This window comes from Pseudomonas sp. FSL R10-0399 (assembly GCF_009600165.1).
GTDB classification, from domain to species: Bacteria; Pseudomonadota; Gammaproteobacteria; order Pseudomonadales; family Pseudomonadaceae; genus Aquipseudomonas; species Aquipseudomonas helleri.
This window is the reverse complement of sequence record NZ_WIWK01000013.1, coordinates 1-19,422: the sequence shown is the minus strand read 5'-3', so window position 1 is coordinate 19,422 and position 19,422 is coordinate 1. Positions and strand designations below refer to the sequence as shown.

At 60.0% G+C, this 19,422-nt stretch carries 18 protein-coding genes and 2 pseudogenes; 8 read left to right on the top strand and 12 right to left on the bottom strand.

The annotated features are described in order from the left end of the window. Positions 1-64 precede the first annotated feature (64 nt). From GHO41_RS05880 to GHO41_RS05865, 4 genes are all read left to right on the top strand, one after another. Positions 65-1,186, top strand: coding sequence for an aromatic ring-hydroxylating dioxygenase subunit alpha (locus tag GHO41_RS05880; RefSeq protein WP_048388897.1), 1,122 nt, complete (start codon positions 65-67; stop codon positions 1,184-1,186). Positions 1,187-1,245: 59 nt separating this feature from the next. Then, entirely contained in the window at positions 1,246-2,694 is a 1,449-nt protein-coding gene (locus GHO41_RS05875) for an NAD-dependent succinate-semialdehyde dehydrogenase (RefSeq protein ID WP_088500275.1), read from the top strand. 69 nt (positions 2,695-2,763) lie between these two features. Next, complete coding sequence (locus GHO41_RS05870) at positions 2,764-3,732, top strand: PDR/VanB family oxidoreductase (RefSeq protein ID WP_048366825.1); 969 nt, start codon at positions 2,764-2,766, stop codon at positions 3,730-3,732. A gap of 85 nt (positions 3,733-3,817) precedes the next feature. Beyond that, positions 3,818-4,891, top strand: coding sequence for a PAS domain S-box protein (locus GHO41_RS05865; RefSeq protein WP_123751010.1), 1,074 nt, complete (start codon positions 3,818-3,820; stop codon positions 4,889-4,891). A gap of 41 nt (positions 4,892-4,932) precedes the next feature. Here the strand turns inward: GHO41_RS05865 and GHO41_RS05860 are convergent, their stop codons facing one another. Next, on the bottom strand, positions 4,933-6,363 hold the full coding sequence (locus tag GHO41_RS05860) for a heavy metal sensor histidine kinase (RefSeq protein ID WP_153433147.1): 1,431 nt from the start codon (positions 6,361-6,363) through the stop codon (positions 4,933-4,935). Continuing rightward, the gene (locus tag GHO41_RS05855) at positions 6,356-7,030 is read right to left on the bottom strand and encodes a heavy metal response regulator transcription factor (protein ID WP_048366822.1); all 675 of its coding nucleotides are present in this window, start codon (positions 7,028-7,030) and stop codon (positions 6,356-6,358) included. Before GHO41_RS05855 ends, GHO41_RS05860 begins: the two co-directional genes overlap by 8 nt. Before the next feature lie 135 nt (positions 7,031-7,165). On the opposite strand from GHO41_RS05855, the gene GHO41_RS05850 reads away from it, so the two are divergent. Then, on the top strand, positions 7,166-7,648 hold the full coding sequence (locus GHO41_RS05850) for a heme-binding protein (RefSeq protein ID WP_153330519.1): 483 nt from the start codon (positions 7,166-7,168) through the stop codon (positions 7,646-7,648). A 15-nt stretch (positions 7,649-7,663) separates the two neighbouring features. Further along, entirely contained in the window at positions 7,664-8,074 is a 411-nt protein-coding gene (gene uraH / locus GHO41_RS05845; protein WP_153374477.1) for a hydroxyisourate hydrolase, read from the top strand. Positions 8,075-8,197: 123 nt separating this feature from the next. Here uraH and GHO41_RS05840 read toward each other — a convergent pair whose 3' ends face one another. Genes GHO41_RS05840 through GHO41_RS05820 form a run of 5 tightly spaced genes read right to left on the bottom strand, consistent with a single transcriptional unit; the run spans position 8,198 to position 12,378 of the window. Next, on the bottom strand, positions 8,198-9,412 hold the full coding sequence (locus GHO41_RS05840) for a methyltransferase (RefSeq protein ID WP_153433146.1): 1,215 nt from the start codon (positions 9,410-9,412) through the stop codon (positions 8,198-8,200). Next, the gene (locus GHO41_RS05835; RefSeq protein WP_371928844.1) at positions 9,393-10,085 is read right to left on the bottom strand and encodes an ABC transporter permease; all 693 of its coding nucleotides are present in this window, start codon (positions 10,083-10,085) and stop codon (positions 9,393-9,395) included. Before GHO41_RS05835 ends, GHO41_RS05840 begins: the two co-directional genes overlap by 20 nt. After that, on the bottom strand, positions 10,085-10,777 hold the full coding sequence (locus tag GHO41_RS05830; protein WP_123751016.1) for an ABC transporter permease: 693 nt from the start codon (positions 10,775-10,777) through the stop codon (positions 10,085-10,087). The genes GHO41_RS05835 and GHO41_RS05830 overlap by 1 nt, the downstream gene beginning before the upstream one ends. Positions 10,778-10,835: 58 nt before the next feature. Continuing rightward, a complete protein-coding gene (locus GHO41_RS05825) occupies positions 10,836-11,591 on the bottom strand; it encodes an ABC transporter substrate-binding protein (protein WP_153433145.1) in 756 nt (251 codons plus the stop codon). A gap of 13 nt (positions 11,592-11,604) precedes the next feature. Next, positions 11,605-12,378: an ABC transporter ATP-binding protein gene (locus tag GHO41_RS05820; RefSeq protein ID WP_048366815.1), complete on the bottom strand. Its 774-nt coding sequence runs from the start codon at positions 12,376-12,378 to the stop codon at positions 11,605-11,607. A 551-nt stretch (positions 12,379-12,929) separates the two neighbouring features. Between GHO41_RS05820 and gabP the strand changes: the two genes are divergently transcribed. Further along, positions 12,930-14,321, top strand: a complete 1,392-nt coding sequence (gene gabP / locus GHO41_RS05815; RefSeq protein WP_048366814.1) for a GABA permease — start codon at positions 12,930-12,932, stop codon at positions 14,319-14,321. Between the two features lie 90 nt (positions 14,322-14,411). Here the strand turns inward: gabP and GHO41_RS05810 are convergent, their stop codons facing one another. Next, on the bottom strand, positions 14,412-16,649 hold the full coding sequence (locus GHO41_RS05810) for an ATP-binding protein (protein WP_153433144.1): 2,238 nt from the start codon (positions 16,647-16,649) through the stop codon (positions 14,412-14,414). Continuing rightward, entirely contained in the window at positions 16,646-17,251 is a 606-nt protein-coding gene (locus tag GHO41_RS05805) for a biliverdin-producing heme oxygenase (protein ID WP_153433143.1), read from the bottom strand. Before GHO41_RS05805 ends, GHO41_RS05810 begins: the two co-directional genes overlap by 4 nt. A gap of 170 nt (positions 17,252-17,421) precedes the next feature. On the opposite strand from GHO41_RS05805, the gene GHO41_RS05800 reads away from it, so the two are divergent. Further along, positions 17,422-17,667, top strand: coding sequence for a DUF1272 domain-containing protein (locus tag GHO41_RS05800; protein ID WP_153433142.1), 246 nt, complete (start codon positions 17,422-17,424; stop codon positions 17,665-17,667). Positions 17,668-17,882: 215 nt separating this feature from the next. Here GHO41_RS05800 and GHO41_RS05795 read toward each other — a convergent pair. From GHO41_RS05795 to GHO41_RS29745, 3 genes and pseudogenes are all read right to left on the bottom strand, one after another. Beyond that, positions 17,883-18,171 (bottom strand): annotated as a pseudogene (locus GHO41_RS05795) (DUF1016 N-terminal domain-containing protein); the annotation flags it as partial. Positions 18,172-18,360: 189 nt separating this feature from the next. After that, complete coding sequence (locus GHO41_RS05790; protein WP_153330526.1) at positions 18,361-18,612, bottom strand: DUF3077 domain-containing protein; 252 nt, start codon at positions 18,610-18,612, stop codon at positions 18,361-18,363. Positions 18,613-19,028: 416 nt separating this feature from the next. Continuing rightward, positions 19,029-19,422 (bottom strand): annotated as a pseudogene (locus GHO41_RS29745) (alpha/beta hydrolase); the annotation flags it as partial.

Below are 19,422 nucleotides of genomic sequence, written 5' to 3'. Positions count from 1 at the left end.
CACAAAAACAACCCGAAACAGGGTGTCGAGCACAACCCTCTTAAGCGCTTGAGAGAGAAAAAGAATGAACACAATCGTGAAATTGCCTGCTGACTTCTGCACCAATGCTGACGTAGCACACACCATTCCGGCGTCGTACTACACCAACCAGGACGTGTTCGAGGTCGAAAAAGAGAAGATTTTCGCCAACACCTGGATCTGTGTCGGCCACCGCAGCGAAGTGGCCAACAGCAACGACTACATCACCCGTGAAGTCATCGGCGAAAGCATCATCGTCGTTCGCGGTCGTGACAACGTGCTGCGTGCGTTCTACAACGTATGCCCGCACCGTGGTCACCAATTGCTCAGCGGCAGCGGCAAAGCCAAAAACGTGATCACCTGCCCGTACCACGCCTGGACCTTCAAGCTCGACGGCGAACTGGCTCACGCGCGCAACTGCGACAACGTGGTCAACTTCGATAAAGAAAACTCCAGCCTGGTGTCGCTGCGCGTCGAGGAATACGCAGGTTTCATCTACATCAACATGAACAACGAAGCGGGCACCGTTGAAGAACAACTGCCGGGCCTTCAAGCGCGCCTGCGCGAAGCTTGCCCGGTGGTCGATGACCTGCACCTGGCGGCGCGTTTTGTCAGCGACACCCCGGCCAACTGGAAGTCCATCGTCGACAACTACCTGGAGTGCTACCACTGCGCCCCGGCTCACCCGGGCTTCGCCGATTCGGTGAGCGTGGACGAGTACTGGCACACCCTGCATGGCAACTGGTCGTTGCAGTTTGGCCACGCCAAGTCGTCAGAGAAGTCCTTCAAGTTTGACGAGTCGATCAAAGACCCGTCCTTCAGCGGCTTCTGGGCCTGGCCGTGCACCATGTTCAACGCGCCACCCGGTGGCAACTTCATGACCGTGATCTACGAGTTCCCGGTCAGTGCGGGCGTGACCATGCAGCACTACGACATCTACTTCCTCAACAAAGAGATCACCCCTGAACAGCAATCGCTGATCGAGTGGTACCGCGACGTGTTCCGTCCAGAAGACCTGCGTCTGGTCGAAAGCGTGCAACGCGGCCTGCAATCGCGCGGCTATCGAGGCCAAGGCCGGATCATGGCTGACCGTCAGCGCAGCGGCATGAGCGAACACGGCATCGCGCACTTCCACAACCTGATCGCCGTGGCCCACCTGGACGACTGATCTGCCGGGCGCCGCAGCCACGCTGCGGCGCCCTGGCCCTATTTAGAGGAGTGTCCTGCGTGCAGCTCAAAGACCCCCAATTGTTTCGTCAACAGGCGTTTATTGATGGCGCCTGGGCAGATGCCGACAGCCGTCAAACGGTCGACGTGACCAACCCGGCCCAAGGCCAACTGCTGGGCAATGTGCCGTTGATGGGCGGCGCCGAAGCGATCCGCGCCATCCAGGCCGCCGACGCAGCCTTGCCAGCCTGGCGTGAACGCACGGCCAAAGACCGCGCGCAGATCCTGCGTCGCTGGTTTGAACTGATCCTGCAACACGAAGACGATCTGGCCCGGATCATGACCCTGGAACAGGGCAAACCACTGCACGAAGCGGTGGGTGAAATCCGTTACGCGGCCTCGTTTATCGAGTGGTTTGCCGAGGAAGGCAAACGTGTTTATGGCGACGTGATCCCTTCGCCGTCCGGCGACAAACGCCTGATTGTGGTCAAGCAAGGCATCGGCGTGTGCGCCGCGATCACGCCGTGGAACTTCCCCGCCGCGATGATCACCCGCAAGGTCGCACCTGCGCTGGCGGCCGGGTGCACCATCGTGGTCAAACCGGCCAACGAAACGCCGTTTTCGGCGCTGGCCCTGGCGGAACTGGCGCAGCGTGCAGGCATCCCGGCGGGCGTGTTGAACATCGTCACCGGCGACGCTCCGGCCATTGGCGCGCAACTCACCGGCCACCCGCTGGTGCGCAAATTCAGCTTCACCGGCTCGACCCCTATCGGCCGTTTGCTGATGAGCCAGTGCGCGGAAACCATCAAAAAAGTCTCGCTGGAACTGGGCGGCAACGCGCCGTTTATCGTGTTTGCCGACGCCGACATTGATGCCGCCGTCGAAGGCGCCATCGCGGCCAAATACCGCAACGCGGGCCAGACCTGCGTCTGCGTTAACCGCTTCTACGTGCACGACGCGGTGTATGACCAGTTCGCCAGTAAGTTCGCCGCCAAAGTAGCCGAACTGAAGGTCGGCCATGGCAACGCGGCAGACACCCAGATCGGCCCGCTGATCACCGTTAAAGCGGTGGACAAGGTCCGCGCCCTGATCGACGACGCCGTCAGCAAAGGCGCGACCTTGCTGCTGGGCGGCCAGGTGCATGCGCTGGGTGAACAGTTCTTCGAACCGACCGTGCTGGGTGACATCAAGAAAGGCATGTTGCTGCTGGACGAAGAAATCTTCGGCCCGGTTGCGCCGCTGGTGCGCTTCCACTCCGACGCCGAAGTGCTGGCCCTGGCCAACGACACGCTGTACGGCCTTGCGGCGTACTTCTACAGCCGCGATATCGGCCACGTGTGGCACATCGCCGAGCAACTGGAATACGGCATGGTCGGTATCAACACCGGGCTGATCTCCAACGAAGTGGCGCCGTTTGGCGGGGTCAAGCAATCCGGCCTGGGGCGCGAAGGTTCCAAGTACGGGATCGACGATTACCTGCAACTGAAATACCTGTGCCTGGCGGTCTGAGCCCTCAGCACCGGGTTTTAAATCAGGCGGCACGCGCGTGCCGCCCTTTACCGCAGTAGAGGTTTTGCGATGGCCAACTCTTATCAAATGCTTGCCGCCCGTGTGATCGGTGTAGAGCAGGTAACGCCGCTGATCAAACGTTTTACCCTGGTACGCCAGGACGGCCAGCCGCTGCCCGACTTCACCGGCGGTAGCCACATCATCGTGCAGATGAAAGACGCCGACGGCCGTCAGCACAGCAACGCCTATTCGTTGATGAGCGACCCGCGCCAGACCGCCAGCTACCAGATTGGTGTGCGTCTTGAAGAGCAATCCAAAGGCGGCTCGGCCTTTATGCACCAACAGGTCGAGGTCGGCACCGAGCTGATGATTTCGACCCCCAACAACCTGTTCGCCATCGACCCGAAGGCGGGCAAACACATCCTCATCGCGGGCGGGATCGGCATTACCCCGTTCCTCTCGCAAGTGCACGAACTGCGTGACGCGGGCGCCGATTACCAACTGCACTACGCCTTCCGCAGCCCGGAACACGGCGCGTTTCACGACGAACTCAGCGCAGGCCCGCATGCCGAGCGCACGCGCACCTACGCCGACAGCCTGGGCCAATCGCTGAATCTGGCCGAGCTGATGGGCAATCTGGACAGCGACGCGCACGTGTATGTGTGCGGCCCTAAACCGCTGATCGATGCGGTGATCGCCACCGGCAAACAACTGGGCCTGGCTGACGAACGCGTGCATTGGGAACAGTTCGCCGCCGCGCCAATCACCGGCGGTGCGTTCACCCTGGTGCTGGCCAAATCCGGTCAGGAACTGCGCGTCGAAGAGGGCATGAGCATCCTCAAGGCCATTGAAAAAGCCAATGTCGACGTCGAATGCCTGTGCCGCGAAGGCGTGTGCGGCACCTGCGAGACGCGCATCCTTGAGGGGCAAGCCGAGCACAACGACCAATACCTGAGCGACGACGAAAAAGCCGCCCAGCAAACCATGATGATTTGCGTGTCGCGGGCCCGTGGCGAACGCCTGGTACTGGACTTATAAGCCTCACTTCCGTGATCGGGTCGAGGGCCGCAGGCGTGTGTGTATAATCGCAGCGCCCTGCGCCTCACGTGATCACGGATATGTCATGACCGAAGATAGCTTTGCCTTTCGTCTGAAGGAGCTGCTCGAACACCACAAAATGACCCTGCAAGCGGTCGGTACGGCCTTGGGTATTTCCCGCACGGCGGTGCACAAGTGGACCCGTGGTGGCGAAATCGACTACAGCAATTTGCGCAAACTGGCGGACCTGCTCAAGGTCAACTGGGTGTGGCTGCGCTATGGCGAACAGGCGGTGCAAGACCTTCAGGGCACCACATCGGTTGAACTGCCGATGACCGATGTGCGGCGCAAGTACATCGCCGACATCATGGAAAGCGAAGCGCGCATGACCCTGGCCCAGGAAAACGCCGGGATCGTGACCTGGGAATGGAACCTCATCACCGACGAGGTGTTCTATTCGGCCAACGTCGAGCGGGTCTACGGCTGGCAGGTCAACCGCAACGAAGACTTCTGGCCGCACGTACTGCCCGAAGACGAAGTGGTGATGAACGAGCTGTACCGCGAATGCTTCGCCAACAACACCCCGTACGAATACGACTTCCGCATCTTCCGCCCGGATGGCGAGATGCGCTGGATCTCATCGCGGGCCATGCCGCTAAACGACAGCGCCGGGCGTCCGGTAAAAATGATCGGCATCAGCATGGACAACACCGCGCGCAAAACTGCCGAGCAATCGCTGCGCAAAAGCGAAGAAGCCTTTCGGGCCTTGTTTGAACTGGCGTGCGGCGCCATGGCTTACGTCGACCTTGATGGCCGCTGGCGGCGGGTTAACGACAGCTTGTGCCAGCTGTTGGGTTACAGCGAACAAGAGCTGCGGGCGCTGACCTTTCAGGCCATCACCCACCCCGATGACCTGCAAATCAACCTTGAGCAGTTGCAGCGCCTGCTGGATGGCGAAATCAGCAACTACGACCTTGAAAAACGCCTGCTGTGCAAAGACGGCCATTACATCTGGGCCCACGTGCGCACCTCATTGCAGCGCAACTCCCAGGACGACAGCCCCGAGCACTTGATCAGCGTGATCGACGACATCACCCAGGAACGCGCCGAACGCCAAGCGCTGCTGGACCGCATTGCTGAGCTTGAAAACAATACATAACCCGTGGGAGCGGGCTTGCTCGCGATTGGACCGACAAGGTTTTACTGATAGACCGAGTCGCCGGCATCGCGAGCAAGCCCGCTCCCACAAGGTGTGGTTTTGGTCATGTGCCGAGCAAATCCCAGCTCAAACAGCGTCCCGCTGTCGTCGCTTTGCACGCGCACTTCGCCGCCATGCAGTTGCATGATCGACCCCACAATCGCCAAGCCTAGCCCGCCTGAATCCCCAGGCTGCGAGCGCGAAGGGTCGACCCGGTAAAAACGATCGAAGACTTTGCCCACATGCTGCGGCTCGATGGCGGGGCCGATGTTGTGCACGCCGATCCAGCAATACTCGGCGTCTTCACGCTGCACCAGCCTGATCACCGAATCGGGCTCGGCATGCCGCACGGCATTGGCCAGCAGGTTACTCAAGGCCCGCTGCAACAGATGCAGGTCTGCGGTCAGCGTCCCGCTGAGCGAATTGCCCAAGCGCACGCCACGGTCTTCAGCCAGCGCGTCAAAGTAATCACACAGCTCGTCGCCCACCGCGCGCAGGTCCACGTTTTGCAGGTGCACAGGCCGTTGCCCGTGCTCGGCGCGGGCCAGGAACATCAGGTTCTCGGCCATGCGGTTCAGGCGTTCGTATTCTTCGATGTTGGACGCCAACACCTCCTGATACTCCGCCGGGCTGCGCGTCTGGTTCAGGGCCAGGCTGTTGCTGCCCAGCAGGTTGTGCAGCGGCGTGCGGATTTCATGGGCCAGATCCGCCGAGAACTGCGACAGCCGCGCAAAGTTGTCCTCAAGGCGCGCGAGCATGGCGTTGAGCGCCAGCACCGGCTCTTTCAATTCTGTGGGTACATGGTCGACCGGCATGCGTTGGTCAAGGCTGCGCGGGTTAATGCCGCGCATGGCCTGGGCCAGTTCGCGCAGCGGTTTCAGGCCACGGCGCAACAGCAGCAAGCCCAGGCCAAACGCGAGCAGGGCGCCCAGCCCGACCGCCATGTACAGACGCAGCCGGTAACTGGCGAGCATCTGCTCACGCTCTTGCAGATGCATGCCCACGGTCACGTTCAAGCGCTCGTCCGCCGGGCCGTCGGCCACGCCGCTCAGCAAGTCGAGGTTGCCCACCGTCTGGATGTCGCTGCGCTGTGGCATGCGCTCCTGAGGGAGGGGCTGCACAGGCGGCAGCGCTTGCTGATGCGGGTTGATCGTGATCACCGGGCGGCCGTCGCTGTGGGTCACCAGCAACAGGCTGTCACGGTTGCCCAGCATGTTTTGATACAGCCGGGGGCGCTCTTGCAGGGCTTCGAGGCTGTCGCTGTCATGCAGCAGGGCGCGCATGCGCTCAAGGCGACCGAGCAGCGCCATGTCATCGCGAAAGCTCAGTTCCGAGGCCAGTGACCGGTACAGGAACACACCGATTACGCTGAGCACCAGCGCGCACGTCAGCGCAATGGCCAAGGCCAGCCGCCAGGCGATGGACCTATTCATCGGGCGCTTCCAGCTGATAGCCGACGCCGCGCACGGTGTGGATAAGTTTTGGCATGTACGGGTCGTCGACCTTGGCGCGCAACCGGCGCACGGCGACCTCGACCATGTTGGTGTCGCTGTCGAAGTTCAGGTTCCACACCTGCGAGGCAATCAAGGTGCGCGACAACACTTCGCCCTGACGGCTGGCCAGCAACTGCAACAGCGCGAACTCCTTGTTGGTCAGGTTGATGCGCTGACCGCCCCGGCTGACGCGGCGGCGCAGTACGTCGATCTCAAGGTCGGCAATGCTGTACGACTCGGCTTCACGCATCGGGCCACGACGCAGCAGTGTGCGCACCCGGGCCAGCAGTTCGGCAAAGGCAAACGGCTTGAGCAGGTAGTCGTCTGCGCCCAGTTCAAGGCCGCGCACGCGGTCTTCGATGGCGTCTTTGGCGGTTAAAAACAGCACCGGCGTGGCGCCGCGCTGGCGAATCAACTGCAGCAGTTGCCAGCCATTAAGCCCCGGTAGCATCACGTCCAGAATGACCAGGTCGTATTCCTGCTGCTCAATCAGGTAGCGCCCGTCCAGCCCGTTCAAGGCCACATCCACGACAAAACCTGACTCCTTAAGGCCCTTGGCCAGGAACTCAGCTGTCTTGGCTTCGTCTTCCACCACTAACAAGCGCATCGCACACCTCGATCAATCGTCTGAACAGGCTAGGCGTGTTCGCCGTTATTGCCTATTACAAACTTGTAATCCAACTGACGGGGTTCTGACGGGGGTCGCTGGTTAAGGTGGCGCCATTCGAACAGGAGCTTGTCGATGAAGCTGAAAAATGTGCTGTTGTGGGCTGCCTTGTGTACCGCTGGCGCCGCCCAGGCCGCGCCGGATTTGCCGCGCCATGCCGACCTCGATCTGGCCACGGCCCAGCAACTGGCTGCTGCTGCGCTCAAACACTGCAACGGGGCGCTGAACGTGCTGGACCGCGGTGGCAACGTGTTGCTGGCGCTGCGCCCCGAGAACGTCGGGCCGCACAACCTGCTGGCCAGCCAGCGTAAGGCCTACACCGCGCTGTCGAGCAAAACGCCGACCCGGCTGTTTGCCGAACGTGCACGCAACAACCCGGAGGCCGCCAACCTCAACTCCATCCCTGAACTGCTGCTGTTAGGCGGTGGCGTGCCGCTGTTTGCCGGCACTGAACTGGTCGGCGCCATGGGCGTGGCCGGGGCGGGTGGCGCCGAGCAGGACGAAGCCTGCGCGGTGAGCGCTGCTCAACAGATCGGTTTGACCACACAACGCAATTAACCCGGAGGATCACACATGAAACGGTTGAAAATCACTTTGGCGGCCTTGGGCCTGAGCGCTGTTTCGAGCGTCGCATGGGCGGCGGGCAACCCGCTGAGCGTGCACGTACTGAACCTGGAGAACGGCTTACCTTCACCGGGCGTTCACGTCACCCTGGAGCAGCAGGTGGGCCAGAACTGGCAGATGCTGAGCCAGGGTGTGACTAACGATCAAGGTCGCATTGGCGAATTGTTCCCGGCCCAGCAGACGCTTAAAGCGGGCGAATACCGCGTGGTGTTCAAAACCGGCGAGTACTTCAAAAAGGCCGGGCGTGACACCTTCTTCCCGGAGATCCCGGTGATCTTCGAAGTGAAAAACGCCGACCAGCATTACCACATTCCACTGCTGCTCAGCCCTTACGGCTTCTCGACGTATCGCGGCTCGTAGGCCACACGCAGTTAGTGTGGGAGCGGGCTTGCTCGCGATGGCATCACCGCGGTTGATCTGAAAAACCGCATTGCCTTCATCGCGAGCAAGCCCGCTCCCACAAGAAATGTGCATAACCCCAAGTTATTCACAGCGCTGCGCAATCACCATCACATTGCGCGGCGTCAGGCTGCTGTCGCAAAACTCGCCCACGTGCACGTCATAGCCGTGCTCTTGCAGGTACAACGCCCGGTCCAGCACCAGCCACAGTTCCAGCGGGCGACGGAACAGGCCGCGTACCAGCTCCAGATTGCGCACGTGCGCCAACCGCTCCCAGCCCGCCGCTTCAAGCGCTGCCCAGTCTTCTGTCCCGGTTGTGGATAAGTTTTTCAACGCCGCGAGGTCTTCGCAGTATTGGGCAAACGGCTTATTCAACCAGGCGCTGGGCAGCGAGGGTGTGGATAAGTATTCATCGCACTGACGCAATTGGCGTTGCAGCCCATCAAACCCCAAACGCCGTGCCATCGACTCATCGCGCTGGCGCCGCACGCGGCTGCCGGCGGTCACGGTTTCGCTCATCGGCAAGCTCAGGTCTTCCAGCGATAACTGCAAAGCCGAGGCCTTGGCGGTTGTGGATAACGCCGTGTAGTGCGGCGCACTGATGCGGTTGTAGCAGCACGGCGAAAGGGCAAGTTGTGCACAGCCCGCCGCGCTGGCCAGTTGCAGCAGGCGCACGTGCAAATCACCACAAGCATGCAGGGCCACGGGGGTCATGCCGGGGTGCAGTTCAAGTGCCGCCATCACGTCCTGTTGCACATGCCGGGCATTGAGCCGATGCCGCTGGCTGAGCGCCAAACCGGCCTCGACCAGCGCTGGGTCGTATTCCAGGCACGTCAGTTGCTGTTCGGCGGTTATCAAGCGGCGGCCCAAATGGCCTTTGCCTGAGCACCAGTCCAGCCAATGCGTGGGGGTCTGCTTAAAGGTCAGGCTTTGCGCAAAGGCTTCGATTTGCTGCCATTTGCGCCCCGGTACATCCACCTGCAAGCGCGGCGCGGCTGGCGCCAGGGCCTGAACGGGTAAACGCTCAAGGCGGCTCAATGCAAGGGCGGTGGCTGCCAGTGTCGGGAACGGGGCGGGGGCGTTGAGTTGATGAGGCAGGTTGTGGCTGGCTTCAGCGTCGTGCAACGAGCGCTGGCGCAACCACCGGGACAATTCAGGATGGTGGGCTTCCCACGGCATATTCAGCTTGGTGAATGGCCGTGGGCGCCACAGCGACTGGTGCTCACGTAAAAACGCGTCCAGCGCCTCAAAGCGGGCGAGCAGTTGCTCGCCCTCAAGGTTAACGGCCTTGGCAGGCATCGACGCGCAACCAGCGCTCCAGCAGTTTGAAGCCCTGGATCAGCACGAACGACATGACCAGGTAGATCACCCCGGCGATCAGGAACATGTCCACCGTCTGGTAGTTGCGGGCGATGATGGTGCGGGTCATGCCGGTCAGTTCCAGCAAGGTCACGGTACTCGCCAGCGAACTGGCCTTGAGCATCAGGATCACCTCGTTGCTGTACGCCGGCAGGCCGATGCGTGCAGCACGCGGCAGCACGATGTGCAGCAGGGTTTTGCCGCGTGACATGCCCAGCGCACGGGCCGCTTCGATTTCACCCGGCGGAATGGCCTGAATAGCGCCCCGCAAAATTTCTGCGATATAAGCGGCCGTGTGCAGGGTCATGGTCAGCACCGCACACCAGAACGGGTCGCGCAGGTAAGGCCACAACACGCTTTCACGCACCGCTTCAAATTGCCCCAGCCCGTAATACACCAGAAACAGCTGGATCAGCAGCGGTGTGCCGCGAAAGAAAAAGATATAGCCGTAAGGCAGCGAGCGCACGTACCACAGCTTGGAGGAGCGGGCGATGCCAAGCGGAATGGCCACGACCAAACCGGCGATGACCGACAGTGCAGTCAGCTCCAGCGTCAGGGTCGCGCCCTGAATCAGCTTGGGCAGCCACTTGATGAAGAGTTCCCACACCAGCATTACGTTCTCCTCACGAAGCCGCGTGCGGCGCGTTTCTCAAGCACGTGCAGGGTGCCCATGGCCAAGATGGTCAGGCCCAGGTACATCACGGCAGCCACCATGTAGAAGGTGAAGGGGTGTTTGGCGAAGGTCACCGCGTTTTGCGCCTGACGCATGATTTCTTCCAGGCCGATGACCGAGACCAGCGCGGTGTCTTTCATCAGGATCATGAACAGGTTGCCCAGGCCGGGCAGGGCGATACGCCACATTTGTGGCAGCACCAGCTTGGTGAAAATGCGCGGTTTGCTCAGGCCCAGAGCCAGGCCCGCTTCGCGATGGCCTTTGGGGATGGCCAGAATGGCGCCACGAAACACTTCGGTCGCGTACGCGCCAAAGCACAGGCCTAACGCGATAACACCGGCCGCAAAGGCGCTGAGGGTGAGGTCGGGCATGCCGATCAGTTCGCCGAGGCCGCGCACTGCGTTCACGCTGCCGAAGTAAATCAGCAACACCCAGAGCAGTTCCGGCACGCCGCGAACCAGCGTTGAATAAGTGCCGCCGAGCCATTTAAGCGGCTTGTACGGCGAAGTTTTGGCCAATGCACCGAGCAGGCCGAGCACCAGGCCCAGACACAGCGCAGTGAGTGCCAGTTTGACGGTCATCAGTGCGCCAGCGGCAAGCGCCGGGCCGAATCCGTATAAATCGATAGTCATGGGTTAGGCAGGCTTTGCTAGGGACCGGCGCTGCGCAAGGCAGCACCGGTCAGGCAGGTCAGTAGATGCTGAACGGGAAGTACTTGTCGTTGATCTTCTTGTAGGTGCCGTCTTCAACGATTTCCTTGAGGGCGAGGTTCAGCTTGGCGCGCAGTTCGTTGTCGCCTTTGCGCAGAGCAATGCCGACCTTGTCGTCTTCGTTGACCGGCTCACCCTTGAACTCATAAGGCTGGCCTGCCTCGCTTTTGAGCCAGTCGTAGTTGGCGTATTTGTCAGCCAGCAATGCATCGACACGGCCCGAGGTCAGGTCAAGGTAGGCGTTTTCCTGGGTGTCATACAAAGAAATCTTCGCATCTGAACCCACTTTTTCATCGAGCCAGGTTGCGGCCTGGGTAGAACGCTGGGTGCCTAGTGCTTTGCCCTTGAGTGAAGCGATGTCGGTTTTGAAATCAACTTTTTTTGGAGCAATGAACTGTTGTTTGTTGGAGTAGTACGGGTCGGTGAAATCGACTGCTTGCTTGCGCTCGTCAGTGATCGACAGTGACGACACGATGAAATCGAACTTTTTGGCATTCAGCGCCGGGATGATGCCGTCCCAATCGGACGTGACGATCTCGCACTCGGCTTTCATCTTCGCGCACAGGGCCATGGCAATATCCGGGTCAAAACCGACCACCTCGCCACTGGCGTTCTTGTTATTGAACGGAGGGTAAGCGCCCTCAATACCGACTTTGTACTTATCAACAGCCAAGGCATTAGCACTGAACACCAAAGTGGCGGCAGCAGCCAGGAGAAGTTTTTTATAGTTCTGCATTCGTATTGCTCCGTTAGCGATTGCTGGACATGAATTGTTTGCAGCGCGCTGAGACCGGGTTATCAAACACCTGGTCAGGCGATCCTTGCTCTTCGATCAGGCCTTGGTGCAAAAACACGACTTCGCTGGACACCTGACGGGCAAAGCCCATTTCGTGGGTGACCATGAGCATAGTGCGACCTTCTTCGGCGAGCGCGCGGATCACACTAAGTACTTCCTGGACCATTTCCGGGTCAAGGGCTGATGTGGGCTCATCGAACAGGATCACTTTAGGTTGCATGGCCAGCGTGCGGGCGATGGCGGCACGTTGCTGCTGGCCACCGGACAGTTCCGACGGGTAGGCATGGCGTTTATCAGCAATCCCCACCTTGGCCAGCAGCGCTTCGGCCACTTCGATGGCTTCGGCCTTGCTCTGGCCCAGCACGCGGCGTGGCGCCTCGATGATGTTGTCGAGGATGGTCATGTGCGGCCACAGGTTAAAGTTTTGAAACACAAAACCCAGTTCACTGCGCATGCGGTTGATTTGTTTGCCATCGGCAGCAACCAGCTCGCCCGATTTGGCTTTTTTGAGTTTGAGCTCTTCACCGGCAACGAGGATCTGGCCCTCGTGCGGGTTTTCCAACAGGTTGATACAGCGCAGCAGAGTGGACTTGCCGGAACCGGAAGAACCCAGGATCGAGATCACGTCGCCGTCGCGTGCGGTCAGCGAGATACCTTTAAGTACCTCAAGCTCGCCGTAGCGTTTATGCAAATTGCGGATTTCAAGCGCGGGCGTGGCCAAAGCCATGTGCGGTCCTCATTGTGTTCGGGTGCGATCCTGCTATTGGGCGGCCTTCCTGGCGAGGGCCAAGCTAGCATAGGGTCGCCAAGGCAACCAGCCGCACCACCAGCCCAAAAGGCACGAGTGTGGTCGTTTGTCGCATCGCGATAGAAGACTGTCGCGCCGACAACAACCAAGCCCCGTATTTTGCCGTTCGGCCAGAGAGGTGTCGCGTAAAAAAGGTCGCGATGTTGCCAGTTTTGGCCCTGTGTTGGAAGCACGAACCTACTAAAGGTCAAAGATGCGCACCGGTTTAGGGCCAGATGGGTAGATTTGCTTTTTTTTGGTGCGCGAGTTTCCCTGTAACTGAGTGTTACGGTAACAAATAGGCAAAAAGCCATTACGCTCAACAGGTTACAAACACATCGCAAATGCCTTACAGGCCGCACAAACCGTGCATCTGTCACATTTTGGCTCATTTATTGCGTAAATAATTCTAAACGCCCCGTTGGTTACTTTTTACGAGAAGGTAATCAAGCGCGGCGCTCGGAATGGCTTTCACTGCAAAGGTAGTCCCAATGAGCAATACACAAACCTCTAACGGCCTGGAGCAAGGGCTCAAGCCACGGCATGTGACCATGCTGTCTATCGCGGGGGTCATCGGTGCCGGCTTGTTCGTCGGCTCCGGACACGCGATTGCCCAGGCGGGCCCTGCCGTGCTGCTGGCCTACGCCGCAGCAGGCACGTTAGTGGTGTTGGTGATGCGCATGCTGGCCGAAATGGCCGTCGCCTCGCCGGACACCGGTTCATTCTCCACCTACGCCGACCGTGCCATCGGGCACTGGGCCGGTTTCACCATCGGCTGGCTGTACTGGTGGTTCTGGGTGTTGGTTATCCCGCTGGAAGCGGTGGCGGCCGGCACCATCCTGCATGCCTGGTTCCCGGGCGTGGAGATCTGGGTGTTTACCCTGGTCATCACCTTGTTGCTGACCATCACCAACCTGTTCAGCGTCAAGAACTACGGCGAGTTCGAGTTCTGGTTTGCGCTGGTCAAAGTGCTGGCGATCGTGGGCTTCATTGGCTTGGGCCTTGCGGCCATCTTCGGCCTGCTGCCTACCAGCGGCGTCAGCGGTGTGTCGCACCTGGTCGACACCATCGGCTTTATGCCTAACGGCATGGGCGCTGTATTGGCCGCCATGCTGACCACCATGTTCTCGTTCATGGGTACCGAAATCGTCACCATCGCGGCGGCGGAATCCAAAGACCCGAGCAAGCAAATCACCAAGGCCACCAACTCGGTGATCTGGCGGATTGGCTTGTTCTACCTGGTGTCGATCTTCATCGTTGTGGCCCTGGTGCCATGGAACGACCCAAGCCTGGCCAGCGTTGGCTCTTATCAGACTGCGCTGGTCAGCATGGGCATCCCGAATGCCAAGCTGATCGTTGATATCGTGGTTCTGATCGCGGTCACCAGCTGCCTGAACTCAGCGCTCTACACCGCTTCGCGCATGCTCTTCTCCCTGAGCAAACGCGGTGACGCACCGGCCGCGGCCAAGCGCACCAACGCCAGCGGCACGCCTTACTGGGCTGTCATGATGTCCACCGGCGCAGCTTTCGTGGCCGTGTTTGCCAACTACGTGGCGCCTGCTGCGGTGTTTGAATTCCTGCTCGCCAGCTCCGGCGCCATCGCGCTGCTGGTGTACCTGGTGATCGCGGTATCGCAACTGCGCATGCGCAAAAAGCGCACCGAAAAGGGCGAGAAAATCGAGTTCAAAATGTGGCTGTTCCCGGGCCTGACCTGGGCGGTGATCGTGTTTATTGTGGCCATTTTGACCATCATGCTGTTTCAGCCAGAGCATCAGGCTGAAATCATGGCCACCGGCCTGTTGAGCATTTTGGTGGTGGCGGCGGGTCTGTTGGTCACACGTCGTCGCAGTGCAGAGAAAGCGGGGGCATCGGTACTTAACTGAGGCCAGGACGGCCCTCAACGTTGAGTCCAGCAAAAGGCCGCCATCGTTCGCGATGGCGGCCTTTTTTGTGGGCGTTACAACCGTGGGCGATCAGCTGATTTTAGGCACCGTAAAGCGGAACTCGCTGCCTTCGCCCGGCGTACTCTCGGCCAGCAACTGGCCACCGTGGGCCTTGATGATGCCCTGTGAGATGTACAGCCCAAGGCCAGTGCCCGAAGCGTTGCCTTCTTTGGCCGTCCAGTAACGGTCGAAGATATGCGGCAGTTGTTCGGCGGGGATGCCTTTGCCGGAGTCACGCACGCTGAACACGATGTCATCGCCGTTGGACATGGCCGCCACCACGATTTTGCCGTCGGCCGGGGTGAACTTGATCGCGTTGCTGATCAGGTTGGACAGCACCTGGAACAAGCGCTCAGGGTCGGCGTGAATCTGCAGGTCGGGCTCGGCGTGAAAGGTCAGCTCTACCTGCTTTTCGCTCGCCAGCGGCATCAGCAGCGACAGGGCCTCTTCAAAAATCTGCGTCACGTCCAGAGACTGCGCCGAGATCGTGTAGCGGCCCGCTTCGATCTTGGAGGTGTCGAGCAAGTCTTCCAGCAAGATGTTCATGCGGCTGCTGGCCTGCTGCATGGTGTCGATGGCCGTGGTGATGCGTCTGGACGCGTGCGAGCCGTCGCTGCTGAAGGTCTTTTGCATCATCCCGCAGAGCATCGAAATGATCGTCATGGGGTTGCGCAAGTCGTGGGACACCACAGCCACCAACTCGTCCCGTGCCCGCACCGCCTGCTGCTCGCGACGCACCTGGCGGGCCAGGTCGTTTTCCAGCGCCGAGCGCCTCAAGTCATTGGCGGCGAACAGGTCACCGTGGCTCCATTTGGTCGAAATGCCGTCCATCTCGACTTTCCACAGCTCGAACGAAGTCCGCGGGCTCAGGCGCAAACCGGTCTCGCTCGACTCCAGATTGAGCGGCTTTCTCGGGTCGCCGCTCCAGGGAATGCTCTCTTTGACCTCGGTGCGAAACCACAGCACGCCATTGTCCACGGGCTTGGGCAGGCTCATGGCCAACAGGCCGCTGGCAATGTCCTTGTACGCCGCCGCAGGTGCGAACAGCGCTGACAAGTTATGGGTGGAGAACACGGGCGCATCGTTTTGCTTGAACCACTGGTACAGCTCACGAATCTGCTCGGGCTTGGGGCATTGGCCATAGCGGTGCAGTACGTTGTCTTCAAGAATGGCCACGCCGCTGGCCTGCGTCAGGTCCATGAGCAAGGCGTGTTCTTGCGCCAGGCCGTCGAAGACGTTTTCCGGACCTTGCACCATTGCGCTGTTGAGGCGCACCAAGGCGTCCATTTTGGCTTCACGCTGGCGGCTGATCTCCAGGGTCTGCAAGGCGCTGATTTGCAGCGACAGCACCTGGCCGATGGTCTGGCAGGCCATGCGCAGCTCGTGCGGCACATGCAGCGGCGTGCGGTGGCCGCAACTGATCAGGCCCCACAAGCGGTCGCCATCCATGAGTGAGATGCTCATGGACGACAACACGCCCATGTTCTTCATGTACTGGCAGTGAATCGGCGACACACTGCGCAACGTCGCCCCGCTGAGGTCCAGCGGCTGCTGCGTGTCGGGGCGCAGCCGGGGCACCAGCTCAACCGGCGTGTAGTCGGCATTCGGGATAATGCGCAACCAGTGCGTGCGGTACAGCTCGCGCGCCTGTTCCGGAATGTCCGAGGCCGGAAAGAACATGCCCTTGAACAGCTCCATCGACGGCGACGAGGCCTCGGCAATCACCTGGCCGTGGCCCTCTTCCTGGAAGCGATAAATCAGCACCCGGTCATACCCGGTCAGTGCCTGGATCTCCTTGACGCAAATGTCGTACAGCGCAGGCAGCGTCTTGGCGGCTTGCAGGCTTTGCAGCACGCGGCTCAGGTTGCGGATCTTGGCCATGGTGCCCACCAGCTCAGCCTGATCGGGCTTAAGTTCAAGCTCCAGAATCAGCAGGCCGTTGTCTCTGTGCAGCAGACCTTCGTAGGCAATGCCTTGCAGAGTCAGCTCCAGGGGCGGCACATCGACCTGCCCGGCGAACTGCGCCGCTTGCTCGACGATGGTCGACGCGTGCGGGCCGGTCAGGGTCGCCAGTGGCTGATCCAACAGCGCAGCCGGTGCCAGGCCGAACAGGTTTTCGACGTTGGCGCTGATCTGCTGGATGTGCAGGTCCGGCTCGGACAGGGTCAGCAACAGGCCGTGGGGCTGAATGGCGCCCGGAAAGCGAATCGGCTCGTCGGCGCAATTGGCCAACAGGGTTTCAAAGGTTTGCGTATCGAGTGGGGTCATAACAACACCTCCTGGCGTTCGAGCCAGCGCTCGAAACAGCTAAAAGTGGAACAGGCAGCGTTGACGGCTTCATCGCATCCTTGGGCGTCCAGCGGAACGCTGCTCAGAAAATCCAGAAAAGACTTCCACTGGCGGCCAGTGGCTTCGCCATACACGTAAAGAAAAGCGCACCCGTTGTGGGCGTCCAGGCCCAGGTGTTCAGCGATTCGTTTACGCAACACATTGCCGCCCAAAGTTGCCCCTTCAAGCACATACAACACCCCGAGTACGCTGCCTTGGCTGTTCATGGCCGGCAGGGTAGGGCACTGTGCCAGGGTGCCAGGGTTGATGTTCAAGGCCTGGAGGTCTTGCTCCAGAGCGGGGGTCTTGAGCCTGGCGTGCAGATCAAAGCCCGGCGGGATCCATGCACTGTGTGAGAGTGCGTCTTCTATCGCCTGATAAAACCCGTAATAGGCTGCCAGTAAACGTGTGTAGAGCCCCGTATCAAGGCTGTCCGAGAAAAACGGCAAGCGCTTCTCCAGGGCGACATGCAGGGTGTGAGTACCAGAACGTAACTCGGCCAAAACCGAAGGCAGTGATGGGGTAAGCGTGTCATGTGGCATGCGGTGTTACGGGGCTCTCTGTGTGCGCTTATGAATAGGCGCTCATGTCTGTTTGAATGCGCCGTGTGTAAAAAGTGCAATTATTTAGCTAGCAGGTTAGCAGTTGGTTTTTTGTAGGAAGCGTCTTAACTGCACACAGGAACGTTTTTTTTGTCGACAGAGAGGTACTCATGCTCGAACTACGCCCCAGTTGCGAATGTTGTGATTTCGACCTGCCGCCAGACTCCGCTCAAGCACGGATTTGCTCGTTCGAATGCACGTTTTGTGCGGCGTGCGTTGAACAGAAACTGGGAGGCATCTGCCCTAACTGTGAAGGCGAGCTGTTGCCGCGCCCGCGCCGTCCCGCGAGCAAACTCGCAAACAACCCGCCGTCGACGGCACGGGTATACAAGCCCGACGGGTGTTTTGCCCGGTGAGGTTTAAGCGCCAGAGGCCTCGATCAGCGCTTGCTCGCGGTCGGTTTCAAAAAGTTCGTTAGCAACACTCTTAAAGTGGGAGCGGGCTTGCTCGCGATGGTCTTCGGAGCGCCTCATCCAGTCGCAAAAGACGCGTCATCGTTAACGATCATCGCGAGCAAGCCCGCTCCCACAGAGGTAGAAATCGCTTAAGTGAACAGTGTTGCGCTAAGTGTGGGCATGCCCAAAAACTCCAGCAGTACCGGGTCGCGCACAAATTCGCGTGGGCTTTTATTCAACGCGTAACAGGGTGCGGTAATGGGTCCAGCTCAATTCGGTACGCACTGCGTTCCAAATTGGAAATCCTTGATAGAAGCCGCGCATGTGACGCAAGTTGCGTTCGTCAAAGCCTTTGCCAAACCCGAGTGTCAGGGCCTTTTGCCGTGCCTGGCGAATCAGTTCACCCAAAGAACCCAGCAAGGGCGCTAAATCGGAGTCGCAAGGGACAGGTAGCGGAGGATTCATTGTTATTGCCGCGCATTGACCTAAAGAGCCAATGAGGATGTCACTGCCAATTCGTATTAGCTGCTGGTTTTTTGTGGGATATCTCTCTGATTTGACGGTGAAAATATTGGATTGGCGACACTCTGTAGGAGCGAGCTTGTCTCGCGATCTTTTGATCTTGGGATTCGCTCGCAGAGGCAAGGCAGGTGTTTACGCGTCAGGGATCAGCGAGTCGACCGTCGCTTTGGCCGCGCGCAGGGCGTGGCACAGCAGGAAGGCTTGATGGGCGTCGATCAGGGCGGTGCCGGTGGCTACGGCGTCCAGTGAGTGAGCGGCGGCAGACAGCAGTTCTGAGGCGCTGTGCAACGCATCGGCAGCGGGGATGTCGGGCGTGACGCTGAATAGCAAATGGTCGGGACCGGTTTCATGGAAAGCGAGGGCGGTGGTGTGGGATTGGGTCATGTATTTCTCCAACTTTTTGAGTAAGAGCTGACACGATCCTTCCTACGGGATTGGGTGGCAGCCATGTGCGGGGTAGGAATTCCGGGAAAGTTGGCACCCGGCCAGACCGAAGTCTGCCCGCACACAGCTGCCATAGAGCGTTATCTCAGGCATAAAAAAACGCCGGAGATACAGTCTTGGGCGCTACGCGCCAACTTTTATCGGGTTCCTACACCCGGCCACGGGATTGACCGCGACGCAGCGGACTCTAACGTTCACACCCGCTATTGGCAATAGGCCCAAAAGCCCCTCACCCCAACCCTCTCCCGGAGGGAGAAGGAGCTTTACCGAGTTGTTTTCAGATTCAGTGCAGTACCGTCAGCGTGCAGAAAGCCTTCAGCATCCCCCAATCAGTTCCTTCTCCCTCCGGGAGAGGGCTAGGGTGAGGGCGCTTTAAAGGAACGCACCCGCCCCGGCATCCCCGCCGCCAATTCCCCTTGTCGCAACCATTGCAACGCAATCGGCCACAACGTGGACTGAAAACGGCTATGAAAAAACGCGAAATGCCCAATGGCCGCCTCGCCGATTTCTTGGGGGTCTATGCGCAAGTGCGTACGCGGGCTGGCGCTGAAATGGCTTAGTAGGCGCTCAGTAGCTGCCACTGTGCCAAAGGGATCGTCGCTAAGGCTGATAGCGAGGGTGTTGGCCGTTACCGATGAAAAGGGCAGGGCAGCCCGTTTGCGTGCGCTGGGCAGCTGCTCGTAGCGCGTGCCCAGGCCGCACCAGTCGCCAACCACGCCTGCCGGGGTGTCTTCGAGCCAGCCCAGGCGT